A 26139-nucleotide genomic window follows, 5' to 3' on the forward strand; every position below is an offset into this window, starting at 1 on the left:
TCAGGCCTCCACGAGAGTCAGGTCGGCGGGCGAGGAGAGGGTGCCGCGTACGGCGGTGGCGGCAGCCACCTCCGGCGAGACCAGGTGGGTGCGACCGCCCTTGCCCTGGCGACCCTCGAAGTTGCGGTTGGACGTGGAGGCCGAGCGCTCGCCGGGGGCGAGGGTGTCGGGGTTCATGCCCAGGCACATCGAGCAGCCCGCGCCGCGCCACTCGGCGCCGGCGTCGAGGAAGATCTTGTGCAGACCCTCCTCCTCGGCCTGGAGGCGCACCTTGGCCGAGCCGGGGACGACCAGGAAGCGGGTGCCGTCGGCGACCTTGTGACCCTGGATGATGTCGGCGGCCGTACGCAGGTCCTCCATGCGCCCGTTGGTGCAGGAGCCGAGGAAGACGGTGTCGATGTGCACCTCGCGCATCGGGGTGCCGGCCTCGAGACCCATGTAGGTCAGGGCCTTCTCCGCCGCGATCTTCGCGTCGGCGTCCTCGAAGTCGTCGGGGCTCGGGACGGCGGCGCCCAGCGGGACGCCCTGGCCCGGGTTGGTGCCCCAGGTGACGAACGGGGTGACCTCGGCGGCGTCGAGGACGATCTCCTTGTCGAAGACGGCGTCCTCGTCGGTGACCAGCGACTTCCAGTGCGCGACGGCCTGGTCCCAGTCGGCGCCCTTCGGAGCCTCGGGCTTGTCCTTGATGTAGGCGAAGGTGGTCTCGTCGGGGGCGATCATGCCGGCCTTGGCGCCCCACTCGATCGACATGTTGCAGATCGTCATCCGGGCCTCCATGGAGAGCTCACGGATGGCCTCGCCGCGATACTCCACGATGTAGCCCTGGCCACCGCCGGTGCCGGTCTTGGCGATCAGGGTGAGGATCAGGTCCTTGGCGCTCACGCCGTCGGGCAGAGCGCCGTTGACCGTGACAGCCATGGTCTTCGGCTTGTCCTGCATCAGCGTCTGGGTCGCCAGCACGTGCTCGACCTCGGAGGTGCCGATGCCGAAGGCGATCGCACCGAACGCACCGTGCGTCGAGGTGTGCGAGTCACCGCAGACGATGGTCATGCCCGGCTGGGTGAGCCCCAGCTGCGGCCCGACCACGTGCACGATCCCCTGCTCGGCGTCACCGAGCGGGTGAAGACGTACGCCGAACTCCTCGGCGTTCTTCCGCAGCGTCTCGACCTGGGTGCGGCTGACCGGGTCGGCGATCGGCTTGTCCCAGTCGAGGGTCGGGACGTTGTGGTCCTCGGTGGCGATGGTGAGGTCCGGGCGGCGCACCTTACGGTTGGACAGACGCAGGCCCTCGAAGGCCTGCGGACTCGTCACCTCGTGGATGAGGTGAAGGTCGATGTAAAGGAGATCGGGCTCTCCCGCGGTCGACCGGACGACATGCTCGTCCCACACCTTCTCCGACAAGGTCCTGCCCATGACACGTTCTCCATCTGGCATCTTTGGTCTGTAGTGGCCGGTGGCGGTTCGAGCGTTGAATCGCAATGTCAGATCCGCCACTTCCAGTCTGCTTCTCCGAGCGTAACGTTGCATCTCAGGTTCTGAGAAGTTAGTCTTGCGATATGGACAGTTCCAGCGGTGTGGGCGTGCTCGACAAGGCCGCCCTTGTGCTCACAGCTCTCGAATCCGGCCCGGCGACCCTGGCCGGCCTGGTGGCCGGGACGGGCCTCGCCCGCCCGACCGCACACCGTCTGGCGGTCGCCCTGGAGCACCACCGTCTGGTCGCCCGTGACATGCAGGGCCGCTTCGTTCTCGGCCCGCGACTGGCCGAGCTGTCCGCCGCCGCCGGCGAGGACCGGCTGCTGGCCACCGCCGGGCCCGTCCTGGCGCGTCTGCGCGACATCACCGGTGAGTCGGCGCAGCTGTGGCGGCGCCAGGGCGACTTCCGCGTCTGCGTCGCCGCCGCCGAGCGCCCATCCGGTCTCCGCGACACCATCCCCGTCGGCTCGCAGCTGACGATGCGTGCCGGGTCGGCCGCTCAAATACTGATCGCGTGGGAGGACCCGGAGCGCCTCCACCGCGGCCTGCAGAACGCCGCCTTCTCCGCCGCCGCCCTCTCCGGCATCCGCCGCCGCGGCTGGGCTCAGTCGATCGGCGAGCGCGAGGCCGGCGTCGCCTCGGTCTCCGCTCCCGTCCGCTCCCCCGGCGGCAAGGTCATCGCCGCCGTCTCCGTCTCCGGCCCCCTCGAGCGCCTCACTCGCCAGCCCGGCAAGATGCACGCCCCTGCCGTCCTCGCCGCCGCCGACCGGCTCTCGGAGTCGCTGCGACGCGCGGCTGCCGAGTAGCGGCGCCGGATGCCCACCGAGGTAACTCGGTGAGCGCGAGCTTCCTTCGCGGAGTTCCACGAGGGAAGCGTCACCTGACCGAGGTAACTCGGTGAGCATTCAGCCGCAGATCTCCCGCACCGCGTCCCGCACGGCCCTGAAGTCCTCCGTACGCGTCTGGTCCTCCGCCGACGCGACGATCACCGCCACGCGGTAGTCGTCGAAGAGCCGGGGCTGGGCGTCCTCGAGGTCGCCGGTGACCAGCACGACGACTCCGGCCGCGGTGCTCTCGGCGAACCGCACCGACCAGGTCGGCTGCTGGAGCCCTCCGACGCGTTCGATCGTGTCCTTCGCCTCGTCGCTCGACACGTCCTGGTCACACCGCGCCCGGCCGTTGACCAACACCTCGTTCTCGGCCTCGGTGCCGCTCTCACTGGTCGCGGGCGCCGCGGGTTCTGTGGCATCCTCCGCGCACGCGGCGAGAGTTGCGAGGAGCGCGGCAGCCGCCACCGACGTACGCCACAACTGCGGTCTCGGACGCCACAACTGCAGTCTCGGCATCAGAAGAGGACGCCGCTCTCCAGGCCCAGCAGGGTCGTCTTGCGGTCCAGGCCACCGGCGTAGCCGGTCAGGGAGCCGTCGGCGCCGACGACACGGTGGCACGGGATCACGATGGGGATGGGGTTTCTGCCGTTGGCGAGCCCGACGGCGCGGGCGCCGTGGCCGGTCAGCGAGAGGCGGCCGGCGATCTGGCCGTAGGAGGCGGTCGTACCGTACTCGATCTGCTGCAGCTGCTCCCAGACACGCGTCTGGAACGCGGTGCCCGAGGGCGCCAGCGGGAGGTCGAAACTCGTCCGGTCACCCTTGAAGTACTCGGCGAGCTGCCGGGCACATTCCAGCAACAGCGGATCCGAGTCGGACCGGTCCCCGAGCACCCGGCCCTTTGCATAGTCGGCCGGCATGAAGTCGATCGCAGTGATCGCGCCGTCGTGCGCGACCAGCCGGAGCTCGCCGACGGGCGAGTCGATGAGAGTCCACATCACAGTTTCTCCAAAGCAGTCAGTGAGGTCCACAGATAGAGCAGGGCGTACGAGCGCCACGGCCGCCACGCGGCGACATCCGCCGCGGGCGCACCGAGCACTTCCAGCGCTCGTTTGATGCCGACATCGGTCGGCAGGAAGACATCGGGATGGCCGAGAGCACGCAGCGCGACGTAGTCGGCGGTCCAGGGACCGACCCCGGGCAGGCTGATCAGCTGCTCGTGCACGACGTCGCGGTCGGTGCCGCGGTCCAGCTGGAGCTCGCCGGAGGCGAGCGCCGCGGCCAGACCGGTGACCGCGCGCCCGCGCGAGCGCGGCATCGGCATGCCGGCCGGGTCGGCGGCGGCGAGGGCGTCCGCGGACGGGAACAGATGGGTGAGGCCGTCGATGTCGGTCGCGATCGGTCGGCCGTGCTCGGCGACGATCCCCGCCAGCACGGTGCGCGCGCCGGCGACGGAGACCTGCTGCCCCACGATCGTACGCAGCGCCAGCTCGCCCCCGTCGACGGTGCCCGGCACCCGGAGCCCCGGCAGGGCGAGGGCCAGCGGTCCGATCACCTCGTCCCCGACGAAGACGTCGCCGACCGCGCGTGGGTCGCAGTCGGCGTCGAGCAGCCGGCGGGCGCGCTCGACGGCGGCGGTGGTGTCGCGCAGGTCGGCGAGCTTGAAGGTCGCGTGGACGAAACCGGTCTCGCCCTCGGGGATGTCGGCGAGCTCGAGACGCAGCGTGCCGGGCCCGTTGGGCAGGTCGAGCGTGCGGGCGAACCATCGCCGCCCGCCGTCGACCCCGGCGACCTCGACGCCCGGCACCAGGTGGTCGCGCAGGAAGGCGTGCAGCGCCCGGCCGGCGAACGGGGTGCGGACGGCGAGCCGCAGCGCGATCGTCCCGTCGGCCCGGCGCCGCGATCCGCGGCGCCCGCGGAGCTCGGTCGGCGAGGCCGCATAGACCTCGCGAACGGTGTCGTTGAACTGACGTACGCTCGAGAAGCCGGCCGCGAAGGCGATGTCCGCGAAGCCGAGCTCGGTGGTCTCGACCAGGGTCCGGGCGGTCTGCGCTCGGCGCGCCCTGGCCAGTGCCAACGGACCGGCGCCGAGCTCGGTGGTCAGCAGCCGGGTCAGGTGGCGTGGCGAGTAGCCGACCCGGCGAGCCAGCCCCTCGACGCCTTCCCGGTCGACGACGCCGTCGGCGATCAGCCGCATCGCGCGCCCGGCCAGGGTCGCCGCCACATCCCACTCCGGGCTGCCCGGGGTGGCATCGGGGCGGCAGCGCTTGCAGGCCCGGTAGCCGGCCGCCTGGGCCGCCGCAGCGGTCCGATGGAAGGAGACGTTGACCAGCGCCGGAGTCCGGGCCGGGCACGAGGGCCGGCAGTAGATCCCGGTCGAGGCCACCGCCGTGTAGAAGATGCCGTCGAAGCGCCGGTCGCGCGAACGAACAGCGCGGTAGCACGATTCGAAGTCGAGTCCGTTCACGCTCGTCGTCCCATCCATGTCCACCATGTTGCCGCGTTCGGAACGAAATTACGCGCGGTTTTCGGACAGTGCCTTCCTCATGGTTTCACAATGCCGTTACCTGAAGCAGCAACCTCTCGGCTCACTGGCGCGTACAACCTGTGTGGGCTGCACACGCAGACGGTCCGCTCAGGCGGACGGGCGAGGGAGGGTGATGAGGACCGAAACGAGGTCGGGGACACGTACGGTCGTGCTCACCGTGGTGGTCACGATGCTGTTCCTGGCGGTCGGCACCGGGATCGGCACCTGGGCGTTCTACGACCACCTCAACCGCAACCTCGGCTCCGGTGGCGACATCACTCACCTCGTCGACGAGCCGGAGAACAAGGACGAGGGCCCCAAGCAGCCGCTCAACATCTTGATCCTCGGCACCGACGGACGTGACTGCGAGGGCTGCTCGATCGACGGCGAGGGTGGCTCCGGCGGCTCCGACAGCACGATCCTGCTGCACGTCTCCGCCGACCGGACCTCGGCCTACGGCATCTCGATCCCCCGCGACGCGCTCGTCAACCGGCCGGAGTGCACCGCCCCGGACGGCACCACGATCCCCAAGGCGAGCGGCGTGATGTGGAACGAGGCCTACTCCCTCGGCGGCCCGATCTGCACCGCCCGCCAGACCGAGCTGCTCACCGGGATCCCGATCGACCACTACCTCGCGCTCGACTTCGCCGGGTTCCGCGGGATGGTCGACGCCGTCGGCGGGGTCAGGATCTGCATCCCGGAGGCGATCGACGATGAGGAGCACAACATCTTCCTGCCCGCCGGCACCCACAACCTGCGCGGCAAGCAGGCCCTCGACTACGTACGCAACCGCTCCTCGACCCCCAACGCCGACCTGGGCCGGATGCGACGTCAGCAGTACTTCCTCACCGCCCTCGCCACCAAGGTCCTCTCCGCCGGCACCCTGACCCGCCCGCGTCGCCTGGCCGCGTTCGCCACCGAGCTCTCCAAGAGCATCACCACCGACATCGGCTCCGTCGCCGGATTGGCGGACCTGGCCGGCGAGATGCGCGACCTGGATCCGTCGAGCATCGAGTTCGAGACCGTACCCAACCGGGCCTACCCCGCCGGCGACCCCAACTGGGGCCGTCTCGAGATCCTCCCGGCGGCCGACGAGCTGTGGGCGCGGATGCTCGAGGACCGTTCGCTCCACGACGCGACGACTTCCGCCGCCCCTTCGCCCACGACCTCTGCGACCCCGGGAAATCCCGAGGTCAGCGCCTCACCGGACGAGGTTCCGGCCGACTCGGTGAGCCCCGAGGACCAGGAGAAGGACGCCGCCGACAACGGCCTGTGCTCACCCGCCTGAATGTGATGTGATCCACTCTGGTCATGACCTACACCACGGTTCCCGTCGGGGTCGGTGCCCTCACCTTCGATCAGGTAGTCGCCGTCGCCCGTCACAACACCCCCATCACCCTCACCGACGAGTCGCTGACCGCGATGGCCACGAGCCGCGAGCTCATCGAGTCGCTGGCTCACGACACCCGGCCCCACTACGGCATCTCGACCGGTTTCGGCGCCCTGGCCAACACCTCGATCCCGCCCGAGCACCGCGCGCAACTGCAGGCCTCGCTGGTCCGCTCGCACGCGGCCTCGTCGGGCGCCGAGATCGAGAAGGAGGTCGTACGCGGCCTCATGCTGCTGCGCCTCTCGACCCTCGCCACCGGGCGGACCGGTGTGCGCCCCGAGGTCGCCCAGACCTACGCCGCGCTCCTGAACGCCCAGATCACGCCGGTGATCGGTGAGTACGGCTCGCTCGGCTGCTCCGGCGACCTGGCCCCGCTGGCGCACTGCGCGCTCGCGGCGATGGGCGAAGGAGACGTACGCAACGCCGACGGCGACCTCGTCTCCGGCGCCGACGCGCTGGCGGCCGCCGGGATCACCCCGGTGCGGCTGCGCGAGAAGGAGGGACTGGCGCTGATCAACGGCACCGACGGGATGCTGGCGATGCTCGTCCTGGCCCTCGCCGACCTCGATGATCTGGTCGCCACCGCCGATATCGCCGGCGCGCTCAGCATCGAGGGCCTCCAGGGCACCGACAGCGTCTTCGCCGAGGACCTCCAGGCCCTGCGCCCGCACGCCGGCCAGGCGACCTCGGCAGCCAACATCCGTGCCGTCCTCGCGGGCAGCGGCATCGTCGCCGACCACCGCGGCACCGGGTTCACCCGGGTGCAGGACGCCTACTCGCTGCGCTGCGCGCCCCAGGTCCACGGCGCGGTGCGCGACACCATGGCCCACGCCGCCCGGGTGGCCGAGACCGAGCTCGCCAGCGCCGTCGACAACCCGGTGGTCACGCTCGACGGCCGGGTCGAGTCCAACGGCAACTTCCACGGGGCGCCGATCGGCTACGTACTCGACTTCCTGGCCATCGCCACCGCCGACCTCGCCTCGATCTCCGAGCGCCGCACCGACCGCTTCCTCGACAAGTCGCGCAACCACGGGCTGCCGCCGTTCCTCGCTCACGACCCCGGCGTCGACTCCGGGCACATGATCGCGCAGTACACACAGGCCGGCATCGTCTCCGACCTCAAGCGGCTCGCCGTTCCGGCGTCGGTCGACTCCATCCCCACCTCCGCGATGCAGGAGGACCACGTCTCCATGGGCTGGAACGCCGCCCGCAAGCTCCGCCGAGCGATCACCGGGGCGCAGCAGGTCGTCGCCATCGAGATCCTCACCGCCGCCCGAGCGATCGACATGCGCGCCCCCGAGCGTCCCGGGCCGGTGGGCGCCGCGCTGGTCGAGGAGATCCGCAAGCTGGTCCCCGCCCCAGGCCCGGACCGGTTCCTGTCCCCGGACATCAAGTCGGTCGTCGGCCTCGTCGCCGACGGCACCCTTCTTTCGCGTGCGCGCTCGCTCGCTTCAGTGATGTGATGAGCGACATGAGCGAACCACGCACTGTCCGCGCACCGCACGGCCCCGAGATCACCGCCAAGAACTGGCAGACCGAGGCCGCCAAGCGCATGCTGATGAACAACCTCGACCCGGACGTGGCCGAACGCCCCGACGACCTGGTCGTCTACGGCGGCACCGGCCGCGCCGCGCGGTCCTGGGAGGCGTACGACGCCATCGTCCGCACCCTCGACGAGCTCGAGGCCGACGAGACGCTGCTGGTGCAGTCCGGCAAGCCGGTCGGCGTCTTCCGCACCCACGAGTGGGCACCCCGGGTCCTGATCGCCAACTCCAACCTCGTCGGCGACTGGGCGACCTGGCCGGAGTTCCGGCGGCTGGAGTCGCTCGGCCTGACCATGTACGGCCAGATGACTGCCGGTTCCTGGATCTACATCGGCACCCAGGGCATCCTGCAGGGCACCTACGAGTGCTTCGCCGCCATCGCGCGCAAGCGCTTCGGTGGGTCGTTGGCCGGGACGCTCACGCTGACCGGCGGCGCCGGTGGCATGGGTGGCGCCCAGCCGCTCGCGGTCACGCTCAACGAGGGCGTCGTGATCGTCGTCGACGTCGACGCGGCCCGCCTCCAGCGCCGTGTCGACCACGGCTACATGGACACCGTCGCGTCGTCGCTCGATGACGCCCTGGCCCAGGCCGAGGAGGCCAAGAAGTCGCGTACGCCGCGCTCCATCGGCCTCGTCGGCAACTGTGCCGCGGTCTTCCCGGAGATCCTGGCGCGCGAGGTCGAGATCGACATCGTCACCGACCAGACCTCGGCGCACGACCCGCTCTCCTACCTCCCGCTGGAATACACGGTCGAGGAGTGGGCCGCGCGGGCCGCGGAGGATCCCGACGACTTCACGGAGAAGGCGCAGGCCTCGATGGCCAAGCACGTCGAGGCGATGGTCGGTTTCATGGCTCGTGATGCCGAGGTGTTCGACTACGGCAACTCGCTGCGCGAGGGAGCCCGTCTGGGCGGGTTCGCGAACGCGTTCGCCTTCCCCGGCTTCGTCCCCGCCTACATCCGACCACTCTTCGAGGAGGGTCTGGGCCCGTTCCGCTGGGCGGCGCTCTCGGGTGACCCCGAGGACATCGCCAAGACCGACCGGGCGATCGTCGAGCTCTTCCCCGAGAACGAGGGCCTCAAGCGCTGGATCACCCAGGCGGGCGAGAAGGTGCACTTCGAGGGCCTGCCGGCGCGGATCTGCTGGCTGGGCTACAAGGAGCGTCACCTCGCCGGGCTGAAGTTCAACGAGATGGTCGCCTCCGGGGAGCTCTCGGCGCCGGTCGTGATCGGTCGCGACCACCTCGACTCCGGCTCCGTGGCCTCGCCCTACCGCGAGACCGAGGCGATGAAGGACGGGTCCGACGCGATCGCCGACTGGCCGCTGCTCAACGCGCTGCTCAACACCGCCTCCGGCGCGAGCTGGGTGAGCATCCACCACGGCGGCGGCGTCGGCATCGGCCGCTCCATCCACGCCGGCCAGGTCTGCGTCGCCGACGGCACTCCGCTCGCCGCGGAGAAGATCGAGCGGGTCCTGACCAATGACCCGGGCACGGGCGTCATGCGCCACGTCGACGCCGGCTACGAGCACGCGCGTGATGTCGCTCGTGAGCGGGGACTCAACGTCCCGATGCTCGACGCCTGACCAATGTTCGCCTCGCCGAGTCGGCGCATCCTGAGCACAACCCCCGCCGAGTCGGCTCGTCATGACGAGCCGACTCGGCAGCAGGGATCGTCAGGATGAGCCGACTCGGCAACAGAAGTAGAGGAAGACCGTGAGCTTGGATGTCGTAGAGCTGCTCCGTGAGATCGCCGAAATCGGCCGCGACCCCGTTCGCGGCGGCTACTCCCGACACGTCTACGAGCCGGCAGAGCTGCAGCTGCGCGAGTGGTTCCGGCGTACGTCCGCAGACCTCGGCCTCGAGGTCGAGACCGACCGCAACGGCAACATCTGGGCCTATTGGGGCCGCGGGGGCGGGGCAATCGCTATCGGCTCCCACCTCGACTCGGTGCCGGGCGGGGGCGCCTACGACGGCCCGCTCGGGGTCGCCTCCTCCCTGGCCGCGGTCTCGGCGCTGATGGAGGAGGGCTTCGCGCCTGCTCGGCCGGTGACGATCGCCGCGTTCGGCGAGGAGGAGGGCTCGCGGTTCGGCATCGCGTGCCTGGGCTCGAAGCTGATGACCGGCGCACTTCCCGGCGCGACGGTGGCCGCGCTCACCGACGAAGCCGGGGTGACGTACGCCGAGGCCTGCCGTGCCGACGGCATCGACCCGGCCGGGCTGGGCCGCGACGAGGAGCGGCTGGCGAGCCTGGCGGCGTTCGTCGAGCTCCACGTGGAGCAGGGCATCGGGCTCGCGGACCTGGACGCGCCGGTCGCGGTGGCCTCCTCGATCCTGGCCCACGGCCGCTGGAAGCTGGTCTTCTCCGGTGAGGGCAACCACGCCGGGGCGACCCGGATGCGGGACCGTCGCGACCCGGTCGCCGCGATGGCTGCCGCGGTCCTGGCCGCCCAGCGCATCGCGTCGGCCCACGACGGGGCCGACTCCGCCCGGGCCACGATCGGCCGCCTCACTCCTATCCCGGGCGGCACCAACGTCATCGCCTCCCGGGTGGATGCCTGGCTCGACGTACGCGGCGACACCGACCCGCAGACCCGAGCCCTTCTCGAGGAGATCCTGACGGCGTCCCACGCGGCCGCCGAGGAGCACGGTTGCACACTCGAGGTGACCGAAGAGTCCTACGTCTCGACCGTCCATTTCGACTCTGACCTGCAACAACGCCTGGTCGGTGCACTGGGCGGGGTTCCGGTGCTCGCCACCGGCGCCGGCCACGACGCCGGCATCCTCGCCGCCGAGATCCCCACCGCGATGCTCTTCACCCGCAACCCCACCGGCGTCTCCCACTCTCCCTACGAGACCGCCACCGACGAGGACTGCCGCGCCGGCGCGAGGGCGCTGACCGAGGTCGTCCGGCTGCTGGCGAGCGAGCCCCGCGGATGACCCGGATCCATGCCGAGCGGGCGCTGGTCGAGGGCCGCGAGCTCACCGACGTCGTGATCGAGGTCGCGGAAGGCCGGATCACCGCGATCACCTCGGGCGAGAGCCCGGAGTCCGCCGACCTCCGCCTCGACACCGTGCTCGCCGGCTCCGGTAACGCCCACTCCCACGCGTTCCACCGCGCGCTGCGCGGCCGTACGCACGACCAGGGTGGAGACTTCTGGCGCTGGCGCGAGCAGATGTACGCCGTCGCCGACCGCCTCACCCCCGGCTCCTACCAGCGCCTGGCCGAGGCCGTCTTCGCCGAGATGCTGGTGACCGGCTGGACCACCGTCGCGGAGTTCCACTACGTCCACCACCGCCCCGACGGGACGCCCTACGAGGACCCCAACGCGTTCGGCGCCGCGCTCACCAGTGCCGCGAGCAGCGTCGGCATCAGGTTGACCCTCCTCGACACCCTCTACCTGACCAGCGCCCCGGGCAGGCCGCTCCTCCCCGAGCAGAGCCGTTTCGGAGACGGCACCGCCGAGGCCTGGCTCGAGCGTTGGCAGCGGCTCCATCAGACGCACGCCGTCGGCGCGGCCATCCACTCGGTACGCGCCGTCTCCCCCGACGACATCGCGCTGGTCGCCGAGCGGTTGCCCGCCGAGGTGCCCCTCCACGTTCACGTCTCCGAGCAGCCAGCGGAGAACGAGCAGTCGCTCGCGACGTATGGACGGACGCCCACGCAGGTCCTCGCCGACGCCGGCGCCCTCTCCCCGCGCACCTGGCTGGTCCACGCCACACACCTGACCGACGCCGACATCACCCTGATCGCCGGCTCCGGTGCCGGGGTGGTGATGTGCCCGACCACCGAGGCCGACCTCGGCGACGGCATCGGACCCGCCCGCGAGCTCGCCGACGCAGGCGTGCGCATCGCGCTCGGATCCGACCAGAACGCCGTCATCGACCCCTGGCTCGAGGTGCGCGGCCTGGAGGCCGGCGAACGACTCCGCAGCCGGCAGCGCGGACGCTTCTCCCCCACCGACCTCGAGACCGCCCGCGCCGGCTCCGGCTACGCCGCCGCCGGCCTCCCGGGCGGCCTCCGGATCGGAGCCTGCGCCGACCTGGTGGAGATCGCCCCCGATTCGGTACGCACCGCCGGAGCCGCCCTCGACCAGCTCGCCCTGGTGGCGACCGCCGCCGACGTACGTCGCGTCGTGGTCGGCGGGCGCGTGGTGGCCGAGGACGGTCGTCTGGCGGACGGTCGCGACCCGGCCGCCATGTTCACAGAAGCGTTGAAGGAGCTCGGATGAGCGAGTTGTTGACCAACATCGGCGAGCTGACCACGCACACCGAGGAGCACGGCACCCTCCGCGACGCCGCCGTGGTGATCGACGATGGCCGGATCGCGTGGATCGGTCCCGCCGATCGCGCCCCGGCAGCCGACACGCGGGACGACCTCGACGGTCGCGCGGTGCTCCCGGGCTGGGTCGACTCGCACACCCACCTGGTCTCGATGGGCGACCGCGCCGAGGAGTTCATCGACCGGATGGCCGGCCGGCCCTACGAGGCCGGCGGGATCATGCGTACCGTCGAAGCCACTCGCGCCGCCACCGACGACGACCTCCGCGCCCGGGCGCGCTGGCTGCGCGCGGAGGCATACCGCGGCGGCACCACGACGATCGAGGCCAAGACCGGCTACGGCCTCGACGTCGAGACCGAGCAGCGCCTGGCCCGGATCAGCGCCGAGCACGCCGAGGTGGTCACCTACCTCGGCGCTCACGTCGTCCCCGCGGGCGTGGACCGTCGCGCCTACATCGACCTCGTGACCGGCCCGATGCTCGCCGCCGTCGCGCCCTACGCGACCTACATCGACGTCTTCTGCGAGCAGGGCGCCTTCGACGTCGAGGAGTCCCGCGAGATCCTCGAGGCGGGCCGCGCTGCGGGGCTCGGCGTCAAGCTCCATGGCAACCAGCTCGGCGAGTCCGGCGGCGTACGGCTAGCCGTCGAGATGGGCGCGAGGAGCGTCGACCACTGCAACCACCTGAGCCCGACGGACGTCGATGCGCTCGCCGGGTCGGACACCGTGGCCACGCTCCTTCCTGCCTGCGACCTCTCCACCCGCGAGCCCTTCCCCCCGGCGCGCGAGCTGGTCGACGCCGGCGTCACGATCGCGATCGCCTCCAACTGCAACCCCGGTTCGTCCTTCACGACCTCGATGGGGTTCTGCGTCGCCACCGCCGTCCTCCAGCAGCGCCTGACCTTCGAGGAGGCACTCTGGGCGGCGACGGTCGGTGGCGCCACCGCGCTCGGCCTCGACAACTCGGCGGGACGGATCAGCGAAGGCGGCCGCGCCGATCTGCAGGCGCTCGACGCCCCCTCCGCCAGGCATCTGGCCTACCGCCCCGGGGTTCCCCTCACCCACAAGGTCTGGAGCAGCGGCAACCCGGTCTGACTCACCCGCGCCGCTTGCCGATCGCGACCAGGTAGCGGCACGGTTCGTCGGTCGGGTTGACGAAGACGCAGTCGGCGGGCGGCCCCAGCTGCAGGCAGTCACCCGCGTCGAGCTCGTGGACGAGGTCCCCCTCGACGAACCGCAGGTGCCCCGAGAGCACCCAGATCTGCTGCTCCTTGAAGTGGTACGCCGAGGCCGGCGAGGCCACCGACGCACCGGCCGGGAACTCAACCTCGACCAGCTCCAGGATCCCGCGCGCGGGCGGCGAGACGGCGCGGCGTACGTAGCCGGTCTCAGGGTCCGTCCACTCGGTCTGCTCCGAGCGCCGGGCCACGCGCACGGCATCCCCTTCGGCCCGCGCGATCAGCTCGGACAGGGTCAGCGCCAGCGCCCCGGAGAGCCGGGTGAGCAGGACCGCGGTCGGCTGTGCCTCGCCCCGCTCGATCTTCGAGATCATCGCCCGGGAGACCCCGGACGCCTCCGCGAGCCCCGCGACGGTCATCCCGAGCGACTCCCGCGCCGACCTGATGTTGGACGCCAGAGCCTCACCGAACTTGTCACTATCGTCATCCACGTGACTACTATAGGAGACATGCCTCCTGCCTGGACCATCCGCCGCGCGACGCCCGCGGATGCCGCCGCCTGCGCGGCGATCTACGAGCCGTACGTCCGCGACACCGTCATCTCCTTCGAGACCGAGCCACCGACGGCCGAGGAGATGGCGCGTCGCATCGAGTCGTCCCTGGCCGAGCATGCCTGGCTCGTCCTGGAGACCGAGGGCGAGGCCGGGCCGGAGGTGCTCGGCTATGCGTACGCCACCCAGCACCGCACCCGCGCCGCCTACCGCTGGGCCTGCGACGTGTCCATCTACCTCGACCGCGACCGGCGCGGCAACGGCGCCGGCAAGGCCCTGTACGCAGCCCTCTTCCCATACTTGAAGGAGCGCGGCTTCCACCGCGCGCTCGCCGGGATCGCCATCCCGAACGAGGCCAGCCTCGGGATCCATCGTTCCTTCGGTTTCACGGAGGTGGGGACGTACAGAAAGATCGGCTGGAAGTTCGACGCCTGGCACGACGTCACCTGGATGCAGCTCGACTTGGACCCGGAGAACCAAGAAGCCCCGAGTCAGTGACTCGGGGCTTCCCGTGCGTTGTACCCCCGACCGGATTTGAACCGGCGTTACCGCCGTGAGAGGGCGACGTCCTAGGCCGCTAGACGACGGGGGCTTGCACCTCCTGCGATGACCTTTCGGCCTCGCGGGCAGGAGAAACATTACCGGATGACCTCGCGATCCCCCACATCGGGAGCCCCTCCAGCAACAGCCACAACCACACCCACAGCAGAAATGGCGAAGAGCCCCGAGTCAGTGACTCGGGGCTCTTCCTGCGTTGTACCCCCGACCGGATTTGAACCGGCGTTACCGCCGTGAGAGGGCGACGTCCTAGGCCGCTAGACGACGGGGGCTTGCAGCGGGTGAAACCTTAGCGAACCGCTTCGGTCACTCCCAAATCCTCCAGAGAGGATCCGCTGGGCTACTAGGACTCGAACCTAGAATAACTGGACCAGAACCAGTCGTGTTGCCAATTACACCATAGCCCATCGTCTTGGTTGACTTAGCCTGAGAGGCCGCCAACAAGAGCGATCCGGCCCTCGGGATTTCTCCCTCGAACCGAGAGGAAACATTACCGGCGAGGGCCCCAGGCTACGAAATCGGCACGCCCGCCGGGCCCGATCCCGGGCTCTTCGTCGTCGTCGAGAGGCCGGCTGACCGCGCAGCCCACACGGTGAGCGCCAGGAAGACGCCCGACTGGACCAGGGTGACCGGGATCCGCCACCACGAACCCTCGCTGGTGTTGAGCACCGTCGAGATGTCGCCGAAGGCCACGGCCATGCCGAGGCTGACGAAGTTGTTGAGGACATGCATCGCGATGCCGGCCTCGATGCCGCCGGTGGCGATCACGCAGATGCCGGCGACGATGCCGAAGGCGAACCGGTCCAGGAACAGCGGCAGGTCCTGGGACCCGTGGGCGAAGGCGAAGAGCAGCGCGGTGATCGTCACCGAGACCGTCCGGGCGCCCAGCATCCCGCCGAAGAGCGATCCGAAGGTCTGGAAGATGTAGCCGCGGAAGAGGTATTCCTCCCCCGCCGCCTGCAGCGGGGTGAGGAGCACGATCACGAGCACGAAGTCGCGCATCGTGCTCGTCCAGGGGTTGAGGGTGCTGGCACCGAGGTCCTCTCCCGGGATCGGCAGCCGGGAGGCGATGACGACGGTGACCACCATCGTGATCGCCGCGATCCCGAGGCACTGCAGCAGCCATCGCCAGCGGATCCGTCGTTCCACCGAGGCCAGCCACCCCGGTCGCAGCCCGTGCAGCGCCCAGCACAGCAGCATGGCCGCCGGGATCGCTCCGGCCAGAGACAGCAGCAGGAACGCCAGCGACTCCGGCGTGACGTTCTCCACATCGGCCACACGGACCATCCCGTTGGAGACGTCGTCGCCGGCGAGCACGAAGAAGACCTCGAACGCGGCCAGCACCACCGCCGGCGAGACGAAGAAGACACACAGTCCGATCAGGATGAGTCCGATCAGGGGTCGCCCCCAGCCACTGCGCCCGCTTCGCTGTACCTGGTAGTACGCCAGTCCAGAGGGCGGCTCCACGACCGTGCTCATCCTGCCCGTCCCGCCACGCTCAGCTCCTCCCGAGAACCGCCTTCAGGCGCCCCAGCGTACGCTCCCGACCGAGCAGCTCCATGGATTCGAACAGTGGCGGGCTGATCCGCTTGCCCGTCACCGCGACGCGCACCGGGCCGTAGGCCTTGCGCGGCTTGAGCCCGAGACCGTCGATCAGGGCCGCGGTCAGCGCGTCCTGGATCTCGGCGGTCGACCACGCGTGGAGCCCCATGAGAGCCTCGTACGAAGCCCGGACGACACCCAGGCCCTCCTCGTCGAGCAGCTTGGCGGCGTCCTCCTTGTCGAGCGCGAAGTCGGCCTCAGGGACGAAGAGGAACCGCAGCATGTCGGAGGCCTCGCCGAGCTTGTTGATCCGCTCGGCGACCAGCGGCATCGCGGCCTCGAGCATCTGCGCGTCGGCATCGTTGACCGGGTCGCTGATGATCCCGTCGGCCTTGAGGTAGGGAATCACCCGGTGGGTGATGTCCTCGACCGGCAGCAGCCGCATGTGGGAGGCGTTGATCGCCTCCGCCTTCTTGACGTCGAAGCGGGCCGGGTTCTTGACCACGTCGTGGATCTCGAAGGCCTCGACCATCTCCTCCATGGTGAAGATGTCGCGGTCGGCCGCGATCGCCCAGCCGAGCAGCGCCACGTAGTTGAGCAGCCCCTCGGGCAGGAACCCCTCCTCGCGGTACTTCAGCGCGTGCGCCTCCGGGTCGCGCTTGGAGAGCTTCTTGTTGCCCTGGCCCATGACGTACGGCAGGTGGCCGAACTCGGGAGCCCGCTCGGCCAGGCCGACCTCGACGAACGCGTCGAAGAGCGCGATCTGCCGAGGGGTCGAGGACAGCAGGTCCTCGCCGCGGAAGACGTGGGTGATGTTCATGGTGGCGTCGTCGACCGGCGCGGTGAGCGTGTAGAGCGGGTCGCCGTTGGCACGCGCGAGCGCGTAGTCGGGGACGTGCTTGGTCTCGAAGGTCACCTCGCCGCGGACGAGGTCGTTGAAGGTGATCGAGCCGTCGGGCATGCGGAACCGCGGGACCGAGGAACGGCCCTCGGCCTCGTACGCCTTGATCTGGTCCTCGCTCAGGTCACGGCAGTGGTTGTCGTAGCCCTGGGCCGGGGCCTCGCCCTTGATCCCCTCCGCCTTCGCGGCCTTGTAGGCGGCCAGGCGCTGCTCGTAGCGGGCGGTGGTCTCCTCGCCGGTGCAGTAGCACTCGTAGACGTGGGAGGAGGCGCGCAGCCGGCCGAGCGCGTCGGCGTAGATCTCCGAGCGCTCCGACTGGCGGTAGGGGCCGTAGGGGCCGCCGACCTCGACGCCCTCGTCCCAGTCGAGGCCGAGCCAGCGCATCAGGTCGATGAGCCCGTCGTAGGACTCCTGGGTGTTGCGCGCCTTGTCGGTGTCCTCGATGCGGAAGACGAAGGTGCCGCCGTGGTGGCGGGCGAAGGCCCAGTTGAACAGGGCGGTACGGACCAGGCCGACGTGGGGCGAGCCGGTCGGCGAGGGTGCCATCCGGACGCGGTAGTCCTTCGGCTCGAGTGTGTTGTTCAACCCGTTGTCAGTCAACGCTGTGCCACCTTGTTGGTCAGAGCTCCGAGCCCCTCGACGAAGATCTCGATCTCGTCGCCGGGCTCCATGGGGCCGACACCCTCGGGGGTGCCGGTGAGGATCACATCGCCCGGCAGCAGCGTCATGACGCTGCTGATGTGGGCGATCAGCTTCGGGATGTCGTGGACGAGGTCCTTCGTGGACCCGTCCTGGACGACGTCACCGTTGAGGAAGGTCTGGATGCGTACGCCGGCAGCGAGCTGCTCCGGCTCGACGTCGGTCTCGATCCAGGGGCCGAGCGGGCAGAAGGTGTCGTAGCCCTTCGCCTGGGAGAAGTGCTTGAGCCGCCGCTGGATGTCGCGCGCGGTGACGTCGTTGGCGACCGTCATCCCGTAGATGACGTCCTTCACCTTCTCCACCGGGACGTCGCGGCAGATCCGGCCGATCACGATCGCGAGCTCGCCCTCGAAGTGGAGGTCCTCTACGTTGCTCGGTCGCTGGATCGCGTCACCGGGGCCGCAGACCGCGGTGTTGGGCTTGATGAAGAAGAGCGGCTCCTCCGGCACCTCGTTGCCGAGCTCAGCGGCGTGCTTGGCGTAGTTACGGGCGACCGCGACCACCTTGCTGCGCGGGATGACCGGCGCGAGCAGCTTGACGTCTTCGAACTTGTGGACCTGGTCGGTGATGTTGACACCCGAGAACAGCGGGTCGCCCTGGAGCGCGACGACGGTCGCGTCCTCGCTGAGCTGGCCGTAGCCGTCGAGGTCCCCCATGACGACGCCGAACTGGGGCTCGCCACCCTTGGTCGTGAATCTGGCGATGCGCACGTGCTGAGCCTATCCGGACCCGTCGCCACGATTCACTTCACTATGCAACGCCTTCGTAGGCTTGTACGTCGTGGAGGTGCTGTCGCGTTCGGAGTGGACCGCTCGCGCGGCCGCTCACCGCTCGCGCCTGACGCCCTATGTCGAGCCGCATCTCGCCCGCCGCGGCGCCCGGGTCAAGCACCCGGTCAACGACTTCCTCTTCACCTACTACTCCTACCGGCCCGCCCAACTGCTGCGCTGGCACCCTGGGTTCGGGGTGAGGCTGTCGGACGCTGCGGAGTACTCCTCGTTGCGCGGTTATGCCGGCGGCACCGTCTCTCCCGACTTCCTCGCCGACAAGCGCCTGCTGGTCGAGACCCTGCTGAAGCTCCTGCGTGCCACCGCCTCCCGCGAGGCCAACTTCGGCTGCTTCGGCCTCCACGAGTGGGCGATGGTCTACCAGTTGACCCCGGAGCAGGTACGCCACGCCGACTGGCCCCTGCGGCTCGGAACCACCGGCACCGACCGCGTGGTCGAGTCCCACCGCATCGCCTGCAGCCACTTCGACGCGTACCGCTTCTTCACCCCGCCCGCGGCGCCGCTCAACACCCTCACGCCGCGATCCGACGACCGGGCGGCCTTCGAGCAGCCGGGCTGTCTGCACGGCAACATGGACCTCTACAAGCACGCCTTCCGGCTCTCGCCGCTGGTCTCCTCCGACCTCATCGCCGACTGCTTCGAGCTCGCCTGGGACATCCGCACGATGGACATGAAGGCCGCTCCGTACGACCTCGCCGAGCTCGACCTCGACCCGATCCGCATCGAGACGGCCGCCGGGAAGCAGGAGTACGCCGCTGCCCAGCGCGCCTTCGCCGATCGGGCCGCCCCGCTCCGCGAGCGCCTGATCGCCGAGTGCGAGCGGCTCATCGAGGCGTAACGGACGTCACACACGGTGCGAGCGTGCTCCCGCCGTGACCTCGAAGGACGGGTTACGTTAAGCCCACAATGGCCATCCTCCCCCACCCCCGACAAGCTGCCGCCTCGATCGCCACCACGGTCGGCGCCGCCGCGGGGAACGTCGCGCACTCGCTGCTCTACGGCGGGCTCGCCGACCTTCGGCCGATGCCGCGTACGTTGATCGACGACGGCAACCGACGCGAGCTCTACCACTACCGACCCGTCGCAGGGACGACGCCGGAGGGTGACCCGGTACTGCTGGTGACGCCGCTGGCAGCACCGGCGATCTGCTACGACCTGCGGCGCGGCTGTTCGGTCGTCGAGCACCTGGTGGGGACGAACCGGCCGACCTATCTGGTCGAGTACGGCGAGGTGAACTTCGCCGACCGCAGCCTCGGCATCGAGCACTGGATCGCGCACGTCGTACCGGAGGCGATCCGGTCGGTCTCCGAGCACGCGGGTGGGCGGCCGGTGCACGTGGTCGGCTGGTCGCTGGGCGGGATCTTCACGATGCTCGCCGCCGCGGACGCCCCCGACCTCCCGATCGCCTCGCTGGCGGTGCTCGGCTCGCCCTGCGACGTACGTCAGGTGCCGTTGATCGCGCCGCTGCGGCCGCTGCTCAACCTGCCGCCGGGCAACCTGGTCACCACTGCCTACCAGGCCTTCGGAGGCGCTCCGAAGCCGCTGGTCAGGTGGGCTTTTCAGATCTCCTCGGTCGACAAGATGTTCACCAAGCCGGTCGCGAAGCTGTCCAACCTGGCCGACCGCGAGTTCCTCGCCCAGCTCGAGGCGGTCGACCGGTTCACCGACAACATCATCGCCTACCCGGGGCGTACGTTCGGGCAGCTCTACCACCACTTCTTCCGCACCAACGCGCTGTTCAGCGGGCAGATCGACCTCAGTGACGAGCACTCCGTCTACCTGCGCGACGTCAAGCAGCCCACGCTCGTCGTCGCCGGCGCCAACGACGGCATCGGTCCCGTCGCCTCGGTCCGTCCGCTGGTCGACCTGCTCACCGGCGCCGAGGAGCTCCGCTTCGAGATCGTCCCCGGCGGCCATCTCGGCCTGCTCACCGGCCGCGCCGCCCGGGACAACACCTGGCCCCTCCTCGACGAGTGGTTCACCCAGCACGACTGAGCCGGACCGTCTGAGTGTCGGTGGCGGGTGGCAGGGTGTGCGCCATGCCGAACCCACCCGCCGAGGCGACCGAAGAGCACTTCCGCAACGAGGACTGGTACGCAGCCGACCTCACCGGGGCGAGGTTCGTCGACTGCGTCTTCACCGATGTCGACCTGACCGAGGCGACGACCTCGGCGGCGCTCTTCGAGAACTGCACGTTCCACGGCGGCCGGTTCAACGCCTCGACCCACGTCGGCTCGGCGTTCGTCGGCTGTGACTTCCGGCGTACGAACTTCTTCGACTCGACGTTCGAAGGCTGCAAGCTCAGCGGGAGCGAGTTCTCGAACTGCACCCTGCGGCCACTGAAGGTCACCGGCGGGATCTGGCGCGGTGTCTCGCTGCGCGGCGCGAACCTCGCTCGGCTCGATCTGTCCGCGCTGGACCTGCGCGACGCCGACCTGTCGCTGGCCGACCTCACCGACGCGGTCCTGCGAGACACCCGGCTGGACGGAGCCACGCTCCAGGAAACAAAGCTGCACGGGGCCGATCTCCGCGGCGCTGGACTCGACCACGTCGACCTCACCGTTGCATCGCTGCGCGGCACCCGGCTCGACCTCGCCGGCGCCGTGATGCTGGCCGAGCAGCACGGCGCGGAGGTCGAGACGGCGTGACCACCGATAGGTTGTCCGCCATGTCTCGTGGAGCGATTCGCATCGCGTTGGTCGCTGTCATCGCCGGCCTGCTGCTGGTCCCCGGTTCCGCGCGTGCGTGCGCTTGTGGGGCGGCGTACGTCCCGGAGGGGCACACCGTCGAGGCCGGGGAGGAGATCGCGTTCCTGAGCTGGGCCGAGGAGGGCGAGCGAGAGCGGCTCGAGATGCTGCTCGGGATCACCACGGAGACGCCCGACCTCGCGGTCCTGGTGCCGACGCCGACCGTCCCGGACGTCACCCAGGGAGACCCGGAGCGGTTCGACGAGTTGGCACGGCTCACCACCCCGCCGCCGGAGAAGAGCTGGTCGCTCTTCGACGAGGATGGAGCCGGGGCGCCGCCCGGAGCCGCTCCCGACGTCATCTCACGGACGGTGCTCGAGGATGTCGTCGCGACCGTCATCGAGGGCGGGGACGCGAGCGGGGTGGCGGCCTGGCTGCGTACGAACGGGTATGCGGCCAGGCCGGAGCTCGAACCGGTCATCGCCGACTATCTCGAGGACGGCTGGCGGTTCACGGCGGTCAAGATGCGCGGCGACAAACCGTTCGACGGGTACGCCGACCCGATCGTGCTCACCTTCGACACCCCGACCCTTGTTTACCCGATGCGGCTCAGCTCGGTCGCCGACGATCTCGGCGAGGTCACGGTCTTCACCCTCGACCGTGCGTTCCGGTCGCCGCTCGCCTCCTGGACGACCTCGGAGGAGCCCGAGGCCGCGGTGGAGCTGGTCGAGGACGGGGTCCACGACGACGTGCTCGACAACCTGGTCGAGCGGGGCCAGAACCGGCTGACCAAGTGGACGTTCTCGATCGAGGACCCGGCGGCGCTCACCAGCGACCTCGAGCTCACCCGGGAGCCGGAGATCGCGGAGACCTTCGCGCCGGCCGCGACCGAGTCCGCACGAGACGCCGAGCGGAACCTCTCACCATGGGTTGCCGTGCTCAGCGGAGCGCTCGGCCTCGTCGTCGGGGCTGGGGCGGTCCTGCTGCTGCGCAGGCGCCGGACCTCAGCGGTCGGCTGAGGCCTCCCGGACGGCCTTGGCCATCGAGATGCCGGCGGCGATCAGGCCCAGGCCGGTGACGAAGTCGTCGGTGTCGCGTACGTCGTCCTCGATGGCGCCCGCGGCGGCGGCCTGGAGGTGGGTCTGCTCGTCGACGGCGTGGCCGTAGACGAAGTGGAGCAGGGTGCGGGCGGCGACGGGGGCGAGATCGCCGAGGCCGCCGTCGTTCAGCGCCGCGACGAGGTCGTCGTGGGGCTGGGTCGCGCCCAACCCGAAGGCCCAGACGGTGGCGACGACCTCGGCGCCGTCGCGGTAGGCCAGCAGCGAGTCGCGCAGGTCGGTGCAGATGCCGGTGACACGTACGTCCCAGGCTCCCGACGGCTCGTGCCGGCCGCGGAGCAGGATCTCGTCCGCCACCGCGGCCAGCAGGGACTGCTTGTTGGCGAAGTGGTGGTAGAGCGCGCTGGGGCGTACGCCGAGCTCGGTGCCGAGCCGGCGCATCGTCAGGTCGGCGAGACCGTAGTCGTCGAGGACCTGCAGCGCGCGGGCGACGACGTCCTCACGGCGGTATCGCATGTTGCTCCCAGGGGCCGGGTGGTGGGACGAAGTGGACGAAGACGTACGTCGACCTTAACCTGAACACCGTTCACCTGACCAAGGTTCAGGTCTGAGTACGCAGGAGCGAGTATGACCGAGTCCCCCACCAGCACGGAGTCGACCCCGGAGGCCGACGAGTCGAAGCCGGCCCGCTTCACGACCACCGACATCGCCCTGATCGCCGCGTTCACCGGGCTGATCTGCGCCTCCACGCTTGTCGGCGACATCCCGACCGGAACCGCCGTGCCGATCACGCTGCAGACCTTCGCGGTCGCGCTCTCGGGCGCACTGCTCGGTCCCGTGCGCGGGTTCCTGGCCGTCGCCCTCTACCTGCTGCTCGGCGGCATCGGGCTGCCGGTCTACGCCGACCACACCTCGGGCTTCGCGAAGTTCGCCGGGATCTCGGGCGGCTACCTGATCTCGTTCCCGCTGATGGCGGCGCTGGTCGGCTTCCTGGTGAAGTACGTCGCCGGGACCGCCCGCACCCGGGCCGTCGTGGTGTTCCTGTGCTCGATCGCCGGCTCGATCCTGATCGTCCACCCCCTCGGCATCGCGGGGATGATGATCTACTCCGGCGAGCCGCTGAGCACCGTGTGGAAGTGGGACCTGCCGTTCTGGTTCGGCGACCTGGTCAAGACCGGGCTCGTGGCGATCGTCGCGGCCGAGGTGCACCGAGCCTTCCCGAACCTCCTGCGCCGATGATCGAGCTCGATGCCGCCACGGTCGCTCTCCCCGAGGACGAGGGCGGCCGGGTGCTGCTCTCCCCCACCTCGCTGACGCTCACCGAGCGTCGGATCGCGATCATCGGCGGCAACGGCTCCGGGAAGTCGACGCTGGCCCGGCTGCTGAACGGCCTGGTGTCCACGACCTCGGGGCACGTCCTGGTCGACGGCCTCGACGTCGCCCGCAAGGGCAAGGAGGTACGCCGCCGGGTCGGCTTCTGCTTCACCGACCCGGCCGCTCAGCTGGTCATGCCGACCTGCGTCGAGGACGTCGAGCTGTCGCTGCGGCGGCTGGTGCGCTCCTCCTCGGAGCGGCGGGCTCGGGCTCTCGAGGTTCTGGCGCGGTTCGGGCTGGCGGGCCTGGCCACGCAGTCGGTGCACACGTTGTCGGGCGGGCAGCGGCAGCTGCTCGCGCTGGCCGGGGTGCTCGCCGCGGAGCCGTCGATCGTCGTCGCCGACGAGCCCACCACCCTGCTCGACCTCGCCAACACCCGGCTGGTCGCCGACGCGCTCTTCGGGCTCTCGCAGCAGCTCGTCCTGGTCACCCACGACCTCGACCTCGCCGCGCGGTGCGACCGCGCGCTGGTCGTCGCCGACGGGGCGGTGACCTTCGACGGACCGGCCCCCGAGGCCGTCGCCCACTACACCCAGTCGGTCAGCGCGTGAGCGAGCGCATGCGAGCGAACCAGCAAACCATCACGCGCCCACGTCCGTACGATGGCGCTTGCGCTACGGGGGTGGGCGCGTGAGCTACCTTCTCGGCGCCTATCTGCCCGGCGACAGCCTCCTGCATCGGGCTCCCGCCGGTGCGAAGCTGCTCGGGCTACTGGTGTTCAGCACCCTGCTCGTGGTGCTCCACGGCCTTGTCGCCACCGGGGTGCTCTTCGGGATCGCGGTGGTGGTCACGCTCATCGCCCGGCTGCCGATGCGGCAGGTGGGGCGGGCGGCCCGCGGCGTACTCCTGATCGCGCTCGTCCTCTCCGCGCTCCAGGGCTACGCCCACGGATGGCCGCGGGCGGTCGAGGCCGGCGTCGACCTGCTCTCCCTCGCGCTCGGTGGCCTCATCCTCACCGCCACCACCGAGGTCAACGCGATGCTCGACCTGTTCACCCGGCTCATCACGCCGTTGAAGCCGATCGGCGTCGACCCGGACGGGGTCGCGCTCGTGATCGGCCTGGCCATCACCAGCATCCCGGCGAGCATCGCCCTGCTCCTCGAGACCCGCGACGCGGCTCGCGCTCGCGGGATCCGGCACCCCAGGGCGTACCTCTCCCCCTTCGTCATCCGCGTCGTCGCTCGCGCCCATGAGACCGGCGACGCCCTCAAGGCCCGCGGCCTCGGCGACTGACCCCCGCCGAAGCGTCACCCCGGTCGGCCGAGAAGTCACCGCCGTCGGCCGAGTTGGCATGCGAGTGCCATCTCGGCCGACCCAAGCGACGCCTCGGCCGACGCGGGTGACGCCTCGGCGATCACCAGCCGGGCGGGAGACGGTGGTCCCAGAGGGCGGCGTCTTCGATCTGAGCGGAGAGGGAGAGCAGGAGGGGCTCCTCGGCGGGGCGAGCGGCGAGCATGACGCCTACCGGGAGACCGGACGGGGTCCAGTGGAGGGGCAGCGAGATGGCGGGCATGCCGGTGACGTTCCAGGCGGAGGTCCACGGGGTGAACTCCTTCTGCGCCTGGAAGTCGGCGGCGGGATCGGCGTCGTCACGGATCGCGCCGACCAGGGGCGGCGGGGTGGCCAGGGTCGGGGTGAGGACGGCGTCGTAGGGCGCCAGCGCCTCCAGCGCCATGGCGGCGTACCGGCGCAGCTCGGCGATCGCCAGCCCGAACTCCGGGCCGCTGAACGCCTCTCCCCGCTCGGTGAGCCAGCGGGTCAAAGGCCGGATCTGGGATCGCTGGTCGGGGGCGAGGTTCACGACCGCCATCGCGGTCCCGACCGCCCAGACCGTCTCGAAGACCGCGACCGCCTCGACCGGCAGCGGCCGCGGGATGTCGACGATCTCGTGGCCCAGCGACTCCAGCAGCGACGAGGCGTTCTCCCAGGCGGCGACGCACTCGGCATCGACCGCGGTCGGGGCGATTAGCGGCTCGATGAACCGGGCGATGCGTAGCCGTCCCGGCGGCCGCTCGCACGCGTCCAGGAACGGCAACGGCTCCTCGGGAGCCCAGAAGGGATCACCCGTACGTCGCCCCGCGAGCACGTCGAGGAAGGCCGCCGCGTCCCGCACCGACCGGGCGATCGGACCGGCGGTGGCGAGTCCGGCGGCGTCGCCGTACATCGGCGACGGGGAGATCCGCCCGCGGGTCGGCTTCAGACCGACCAGCCCGCAGCACGAGGCCGGGATCCGGATCGAGCCACCGCCGTCGGAGCCCTGCGCGACCGGCACCAGCCCGGCGGCGACCGCCGCGGCAGCACCTCCGGAGGAGCCGCCGGCGATCCGCGTACGGTCCCAGGGGGTGACGGCGGGCGGTGCCACGTCCGGCTCGGTGTAGCAGGGCGAGCCGAACTCGGGGGTGTTGGTCTTCCCGAGCGAGATCATCCCGGCCGCCTCGATGGACAGGGTGACGTTGTCGGAGACGTCAGGGACGAACGAGGCGAAGGCAGCCGACCCGAAGGTCGTACGCACCCCGCGGGTGAGGTTGAGGTCCTTGATCGCGGTGGGTACGCCCCACAACGGTGAGGCACCGACCGGCTTGACCACGAGCTCACGAGCGCAGGTCGAGATCCGCTCCTCGGCCACGGTGACGAAGGCGCCGACATCGTCGAGCCTGGCGATCCTGTCGAGGTAGTGCTCGGCGAGCTCTCCCGGGGAGACCTCGCATCGATGGAGCAGCTCTCCCTGTTCCAGGGCGGTCAGATCATGAAGCTCGGCCACCCCTG

General features: G+C 70.4%; 25 protein-coding genes and 3 tRNA genes. 15 read left to right on the top strand and 13 right to left on the bottom strand.

What is annotated here, in order from left to right:
• Positions 1 to 1413, bottom strand: coding sequence for a 3-isopropylmalate dehydratase large subunit (gene leuC / locus OH802_RS25265; protein ID WP_406023170.1), 1413 nt, complete (start codon positions 1411 to 1413; stop codon positions 1 to 3).
• A gap of 143 nt (positions 1414 to 1556) precedes the next feature.
• On the opposite strand from leuC, the gene OH802_RS25270 reads away from it, so the two are divergent.
• Positions 1557 to 2279, top strand: a complete 723-nt coding sequence (locus tag OH802_RS25270) for an IclR family transcriptional regulator (RefSeq protein ID WP_008358359.1) — start codon at positions 1557 to 1559, stop codon at positions 2277 to 2279.
• Positions 2280 to 2378: 99 nt separating this feature from the next.
• Here OH802_RS25270 and OH802_RS25275 read toward each other — a convergent pair whose 3' ends face one another.
• Genes OH802_RS25275 through OH802_RS25285 form a run of 3 tightly spaced genes read right to left on the bottom strand, consistent with a single transcriptional unit; the run spans position 2379 to position 4785 of the window.
• A complete protein-coding gene (locus OH802_RS25275; protein WP_406023171.1) occupies positions 2379 to 2819 on the bottom strand; it encodes a hypothetical protein in 441 nt (146 codons plus the stop codon).
• On the bottom strand, positions 2819 to 3298 hold the full coding sequence (locus tag OH802_RS25280; protein WP_357360639.1) for a methylated-DNA--[protein]-cysteine S-methyltransferase: 480 nt from the start codon (positions 3296 to 3298) through the stop codon (positions 2819 to 2821). Before OH802_RS25280 ends, OH802_RS25275 begins: the two co-directional genes overlap by 1 nt.
• Positions 3298 to 4785 carry an Ada metal-binding domain-containing protein gene (locus OH802_RS25285; RefSeq protein WP_355022085.1) on the bottom strand — a complete coding sequence of 496 codons (1488 nt, stop codon included), beginning with the start codon at positions 4783 to 4785 and terminating at the stop codon, positions 3298 to 3300. The genes OH802_RS25280 and OH802_RS25285 overlap by 1 nt, the downstream gene beginning before the upstream one ends.
• Positions 4786 to 4960: 175 nt before the next feature.
• On the opposite strand from OH802_RS25285, the gene OH802_RS25290 reads away from it, so the two are divergent.
• The 6 genes from OH802_RS25290 to hutI all read left to right on the top strand — a co-directional run bounded on the left by OH802_RS25290 (position 4961) and on the right by hutI (position 13132).
• Positions 4961 to 6115, top strand: a complete 1155-nt coding sequence (locus OH802_RS25290) for an LCP family protein (protein WP_406023172.1) — start codon at positions 4961 to 4963, stop codon at positions 6113 to 6115.
• 17 nt (positions 6116 to 6132) lie between these two features.
• Positions 6133 to 7680 carry a histidine ammonia-lyase gene (hutH, locus tag OH802_RS25295; protein ID WP_406029407.1) on the top strand — a complete coding sequence of 516 codons (1548 nt, stop codon included), beginning with the start codon at positions 6133 to 6135 and terminating at the stop codon, positions 7678 to 7680.
• Between the two features lie 8 nt (positions 7681 to 7688).
• A complete protein-coding gene (hutU, locus tag OH802_RS25300) occupies positions 7689 to 9344 on the top strand; it encodes a urocanate hydratase (RefSeq protein ID WP_406023173.1) in 1656 nt (551 codons plus the stop codon).
• A 130-nt stretch (positions 9345 to 9474) separates the two neighbouring features.
• Complete coding sequence (locus OH802_RS25305) at positions 9475 to 10698, top strand: allantoate amidohydrolase (RefSeq protein ID WP_406023174.1); 1224 nt, start codon at positions 9475 to 9477, stop codon at positions 10696 to 10698.
• On the top strand, positions 10695 to 11990 hold the full coding sequence (locus OH802_RS25310) for a formimidoylglutamate deiminase (RefSeq protein WP_406023175.1): 1296 nt from the start codon (positions 10695 to 10697) through the stop codon (positions 11988 to 11990). Before OH802_RS25305 ends, OH802_RS25310 begins: the two co-directional genes overlap by 4 nt.
• Positions 11987 to 13132 carry an imidazolonepropionase gene (gene hutI / locus OH802_RS25315; RefSeq protein WP_406023176.1) on the top strand — a complete coding sequence of 382 codons (1146 nt, stop codon included), beginning with the start codon at positions 11987 to 11989 and terminating at the stop codon, positions 13130 to 13132. The genes OH802_RS25310 and hutI overlap by 4 nt, the downstream gene beginning before the upstream one ends.
• Position 13133: 1 nt before the next feature.
• On the opposite strand, the gene OH802_RS25320 is transcribed toward hutI, so the two are convergent.
• Complete coding sequence (locus OH802_RS25320) at positions 13134 to 13706, bottom strand: helix-turn-helix domain-containing protein (RefSeq protein ID WP_406023177.1); 573 nt, start codon at positions 13704 to 13706, stop codon at positions 13134 to 13136.
• An 18-nt stretch (positions 13707 to 13724) separates the two neighbouring features.
• On the opposite strand from OH802_RS25320, the gene OH802_RS25325 reads away from it, so the two are divergent.
• Positions 13725 to 14264: an arsinothricin resistance N-acetyltransferase ArsN1 family B gene (locus tag OH802_RS25325; protein WP_406023178.1), complete on the top strand. Its 540-nt coding sequence runs from the start codon at positions 13725 to 13727 to the stop codon at positions 14262 to 14264.
• Between the two features lie 21 nt (positions 14265 to 14285).
• Here the strand turns inward: OH802_RS25325 and OH802_RS25330 are convergent.
• The 6 genes from OH802_RS25330 to OH802_RS25355 all read right to left on the bottom strand — a co-directional run bounded on the left by OH802_RS25330 (position 14286) and on the right by OH802_RS25355 (position 18176).
• Positions 14286 to 14358, bottom strand: a tRNA-Glu gene (locus tag OH802_RS25330).
• 165 nt (positions 14359 to 14523) lie between these two features.
• Positions 14524 to 14596, bottom strand: a tRNA-Glu gene (locus OH802_RS25335).
• Positions 14597 to 14659: 63 nt separating this feature from the next.
• Positions 14660 to 14731, bottom strand: a tRNA-Gln gene (locus OH802_RS25340).
• Between the two features lie 103 nt (positions 14732 to 14834).
• Positions 14835 to 15803, bottom strand: a complete 969-nt coding sequence (locus OH802_RS25345) for a CPBP family intramembrane glutamic endopeptidase (RefSeq protein WP_406023179.1) — start codon at positions 15801 to 15803, stop codon at positions 14835 to 14837.
• 19 nt (positions 15804 to 15822) lie between these two features.
• Positions 15823 to 17313, bottom strand: coding sequence for a glutamate--tRNA ligase (gene gltX / locus OH802_RS25350; RefSeq protein ID WP_406029409.1), 1491 nt, complete (start codon positions 17311 to 17313; stop codon positions 15823 to 15825).
• Between the two features lie 50 nt (positions 17314 to 17363).
• Positions 17364 to 18176, bottom strand: a complete 813-nt coding sequence (locus tag OH802_RS25355) for a fumarylacetoacetate hydrolase family protein (protein ID WP_378837259.1) — start codon at positions 18174 to 18176, stop codon at positions 17364 to 17366.
• A 61-nt stretch (positions 18177 to 18237) separates the two neighbouring features.
• On the opposite strand from OH802_RS25355, the gene OH802_RS25360 reads away from it, so the two are divergent.
• From OH802_RS25360 to OH802_RS25375, 4 genes are all read left to right on the top strand, one after another.
• On the top strand, positions 18238 to 19092 hold the full coding sequence (locus OH802_RS25360; protein WP_406023180.1) for a 3-methyladenine DNA glycosylase: 855 nt from the start codon (positions 18238 to 18240) through the stop codon (positions 19090 to 19092).
• 68 nt (positions 19093 to 19160) lie between these two features.
• Positions 19161 to 20249 carry an alpha/beta fold hydrolase gene (locus OH802_RS25365; RefSeq protein ID WP_406023181.1) on the top strand — a complete coding sequence of 363 codons (1089 nt, stop codon included), beginning with the start codon at positions 19161 to 19163 and terminating at the stop codon, positions 20247 to 20249.
• Positions 20250 to 20293: 44 nt separating this feature from the next.
• Complete coding sequence (locus OH802_RS25370) at positions 20294 to 20902, top strand: pentapeptide repeat-containing protein (RefSeq protein ID WP_406023182.1); 609 nt, start codon at positions 20294 to 20296, stop codon at positions 20900 to 20902.
• Positions 20903 to 20922: 20 nt separating this feature from the next.
• Positions 20923 to 21960 carry a DUF2330 domain-containing protein gene (locus OH802_RS25375; RefSeq protein ID WP_406023183.1) on the top strand — a complete coding sequence of 346 codons (1038 nt, stop codon included), beginning with the start codon at positions 20923 to 20925 and terminating at the stop codon, positions 21958 to 21960.
• Here OH802_RS25375 and OH802_RS25380 read toward each other — a convergent pair.
• Entirely contained in the window at positions 21946 to 22515 is a 570-nt protein-coding gene (locus tag OH802_RS25380) for a TetR/AcrR family transcriptional regulator C-terminal domain-containing protein (protein ID WP_355232483.1), read from the bottom strand. The two genes, OH802_RS25375 and OH802_RS25380, sit on opposite strands and share 15 nt — an antisense overlap.
• A 111-nt stretch (positions 22516 to 22626) precedes the next feature.
• Between OH802_RS25380 and OH802_RS25385 the strand changes: the two genes are divergently transcribed.
• From OH802_RS25385 to OH802_RS25395, 3 genes are all read left to right on the top strand, one after another.
• Positions 22627 to 23238: a biotin transporter BioY gene (locus tag OH802_RS25385; protein WP_406023184.1), complete on the top strand. Its 612-nt coding sequence runs from the start codon at positions 22627 to 22629 to the stop codon at positions 23236 to 23238.
• Positions 23235 to 23924, top strand: a complete 690-nt coding sequence (locus tag OH802_RS25390; RefSeq protein WP_406023185.1) for an energy-coupling factor ABC transporter ATP-binding protein — start codon at positions 23235 to 23237, stop codon at positions 23922 to 23924. The genes OH802_RS25385 and OH802_RS25390 overlap by 4 nt, the downstream gene beginning before the upstream one ends.
• Before the next feature lie 79 nt (positions 23925 to 24003).
• Positions 24004 to 24606: an energy-coupling factor transporter transmembrane component T family protein gene (locus OH802_RS25395; RefSeq protein ID WP_406023186.1), complete on the top strand. Its 603-nt coding sequence runs from the start codon at positions 24004 to 24006 to the stop codon at positions 24604 to 24606.
• Positions 24607 to 24727: 121 nt separating this feature from the next.
• Here the strand turns inward: OH802_RS25395 and OH802_RS25400 are convergent, their stop codons facing one another.
• The gene (locus tag OH802_RS25400; RefSeq protein WP_406023187.1) at positions 24728 to 26134 is read right to left on the bottom strand and encodes an amidase; all 1407 of its coding nucleotides are present in this window, start codon (positions 26132 to 26134) and stop codon (positions 24728 to 24730) included.
• Between the last annotated feature and the right edge of the window lie 5 nt (positions 26135 to 26139).

The organism is Nocardioides sp. NBC_00850 (assembly GCF_045207335.1).
Classification (GTDB): domain Bacteria; phylum Actinomycetota; class Actinomycetes; order Propionibacteriales; family Nocardioidaceae; genus Nocardioides.

What these genes read in the sequence shown, in the direction of transcription:
- OH802_RS25380 (WP_355232483.1), bottom strand. Translation starts at nt 22,515, where the DNA reads ATGCGATACCGCCGTGAGGACGTCGTCGCCCGCGCGCTGCAGGTCCTC.
- OH802_RS25370 (WP_406023182.1), top strand. Translation starts at nt 20,294, where the DNA reads ATGCCGAACCCACCCGCCGAGGCGACCGAAGAGCACTTCCGCAACGAG.
- OH802_RS25285 (WP_355022085.1), bottom strand. Translation starts at nt 4,785, where the DNA reads ATGGATGGGACGACGAGCGTGAACGGACTCGACTTCGAATCGTGCTAC.
- OH802_RS25270 (WP_008358359.1), top strand. Translation starts at nt 1,557, where the DNA reads ATGGACAGTTCCAGCGGTGTGGGCGTGCTCGACAAGGCCGCCCTTGTG.
- OH802_RS25275 (WP_406023171.1), bottom strand. Translation starts at nt 2,819, where the DNA reads ATGCCGAGACTGCAGTTGTGGCGTCCGAGACCGCAGTTGTGGCGTACG.
- OH802_RS25310 (WP_406023175.1), top strand. Translation starts at nt 10,695, where the DNA reads ATGACCCGGATCCATGCCGAGCGGGCGCTGGTCGAGGGCCGCGAGCTC.
- OH802_RS25390 (WP_406023185.1), top strand. Translation starts at nt 23,235, where the DNA reads ATGATCGAGCTCGATGCCGCCACGGTCGCTCTCCCCGAGGACGAGGGC.
- hutU (WP_406023173.1), top strand. Translation starts at nt 7,689, where the DNA reads ATGAGCGAACCACGCACTGTCCGCGCACCGCACGGCCCCGAGATCACC.
- leuC (WP_406023170.1), bottom strand. Translation starts at nt 1,413, where the DNA reads ATGGGCAGGACCTTGTCGGAGAAGGTGTGGGACGAGCATGTCGTCCGG.
- OH802_RS25280 (WP_357360639.1), bottom strand. Translation starts at nt 3,298, where the DNA reads ATGTGGACTCTCATCGACTCGCCCGTCGGCGAGCTCCGGCTGGTCGCG.
- OH802_RS25290 (WP_406023172.1), top strand. Translation starts at nt 4,961, where the DNA reads ATGAGGACCGAAACGAGGTCGGGGACACGTACGGTCGTGCTCACCGTG.
- OH802_RS25375 (WP_406023183.1), top strand. Translation starts at nt 20,923, where the DNA reads ATGTCTCGTGGAGCGATTCGCATCGCGTTGGTCGCTGTCATCGCCGGC.
- OH802_RS25325 (WP_406023178.1), top strand. Translation starts at nt 13,725, where the DNA reads ATGCCTCCTGCCTGGACCATCCGCCGCGCGACGCCCGCGGATGCCGCC.
- OH802_RS25365 (WP_406023181.1), top strand. Translation starts at nt 19,161, where the DNA reads ATGGCCATCCTCCCCCACCCCCGACAAGCTGCCGCCTCGATCGCCACC.
- OH802_RS25385 (WP_406023184.1), top strand. Translation starts at nt 22,627, where the DNA reads ATGACCGAGTCCCCCACCAGCACGGAGTCGACCCCGGAGGCCGACGAG.
- OH802_RS25345 (WP_406023179.1), bottom strand. Translation starts at nt 15,803, where the DNA reads ATGAGCACGGTCGTGGAGCCGCCCTCTGGACTGGCGTACTACCAGGTA.
- hutI (WP_406023176.1), top strand. Translation starts at nt 11,987, where the DNA reads ATGAGCGAGTTGTTGACCAACATCGGCGAGCTGACCACGCACACCGAG.
- gltX (WP_406029409.1), bottom strand. Translation starts at nt 17,313, where the DNA reads ATGGCACCCTCGCCGACCGGCTCGCCCCACGTCGGCCTGGTCCGTACC.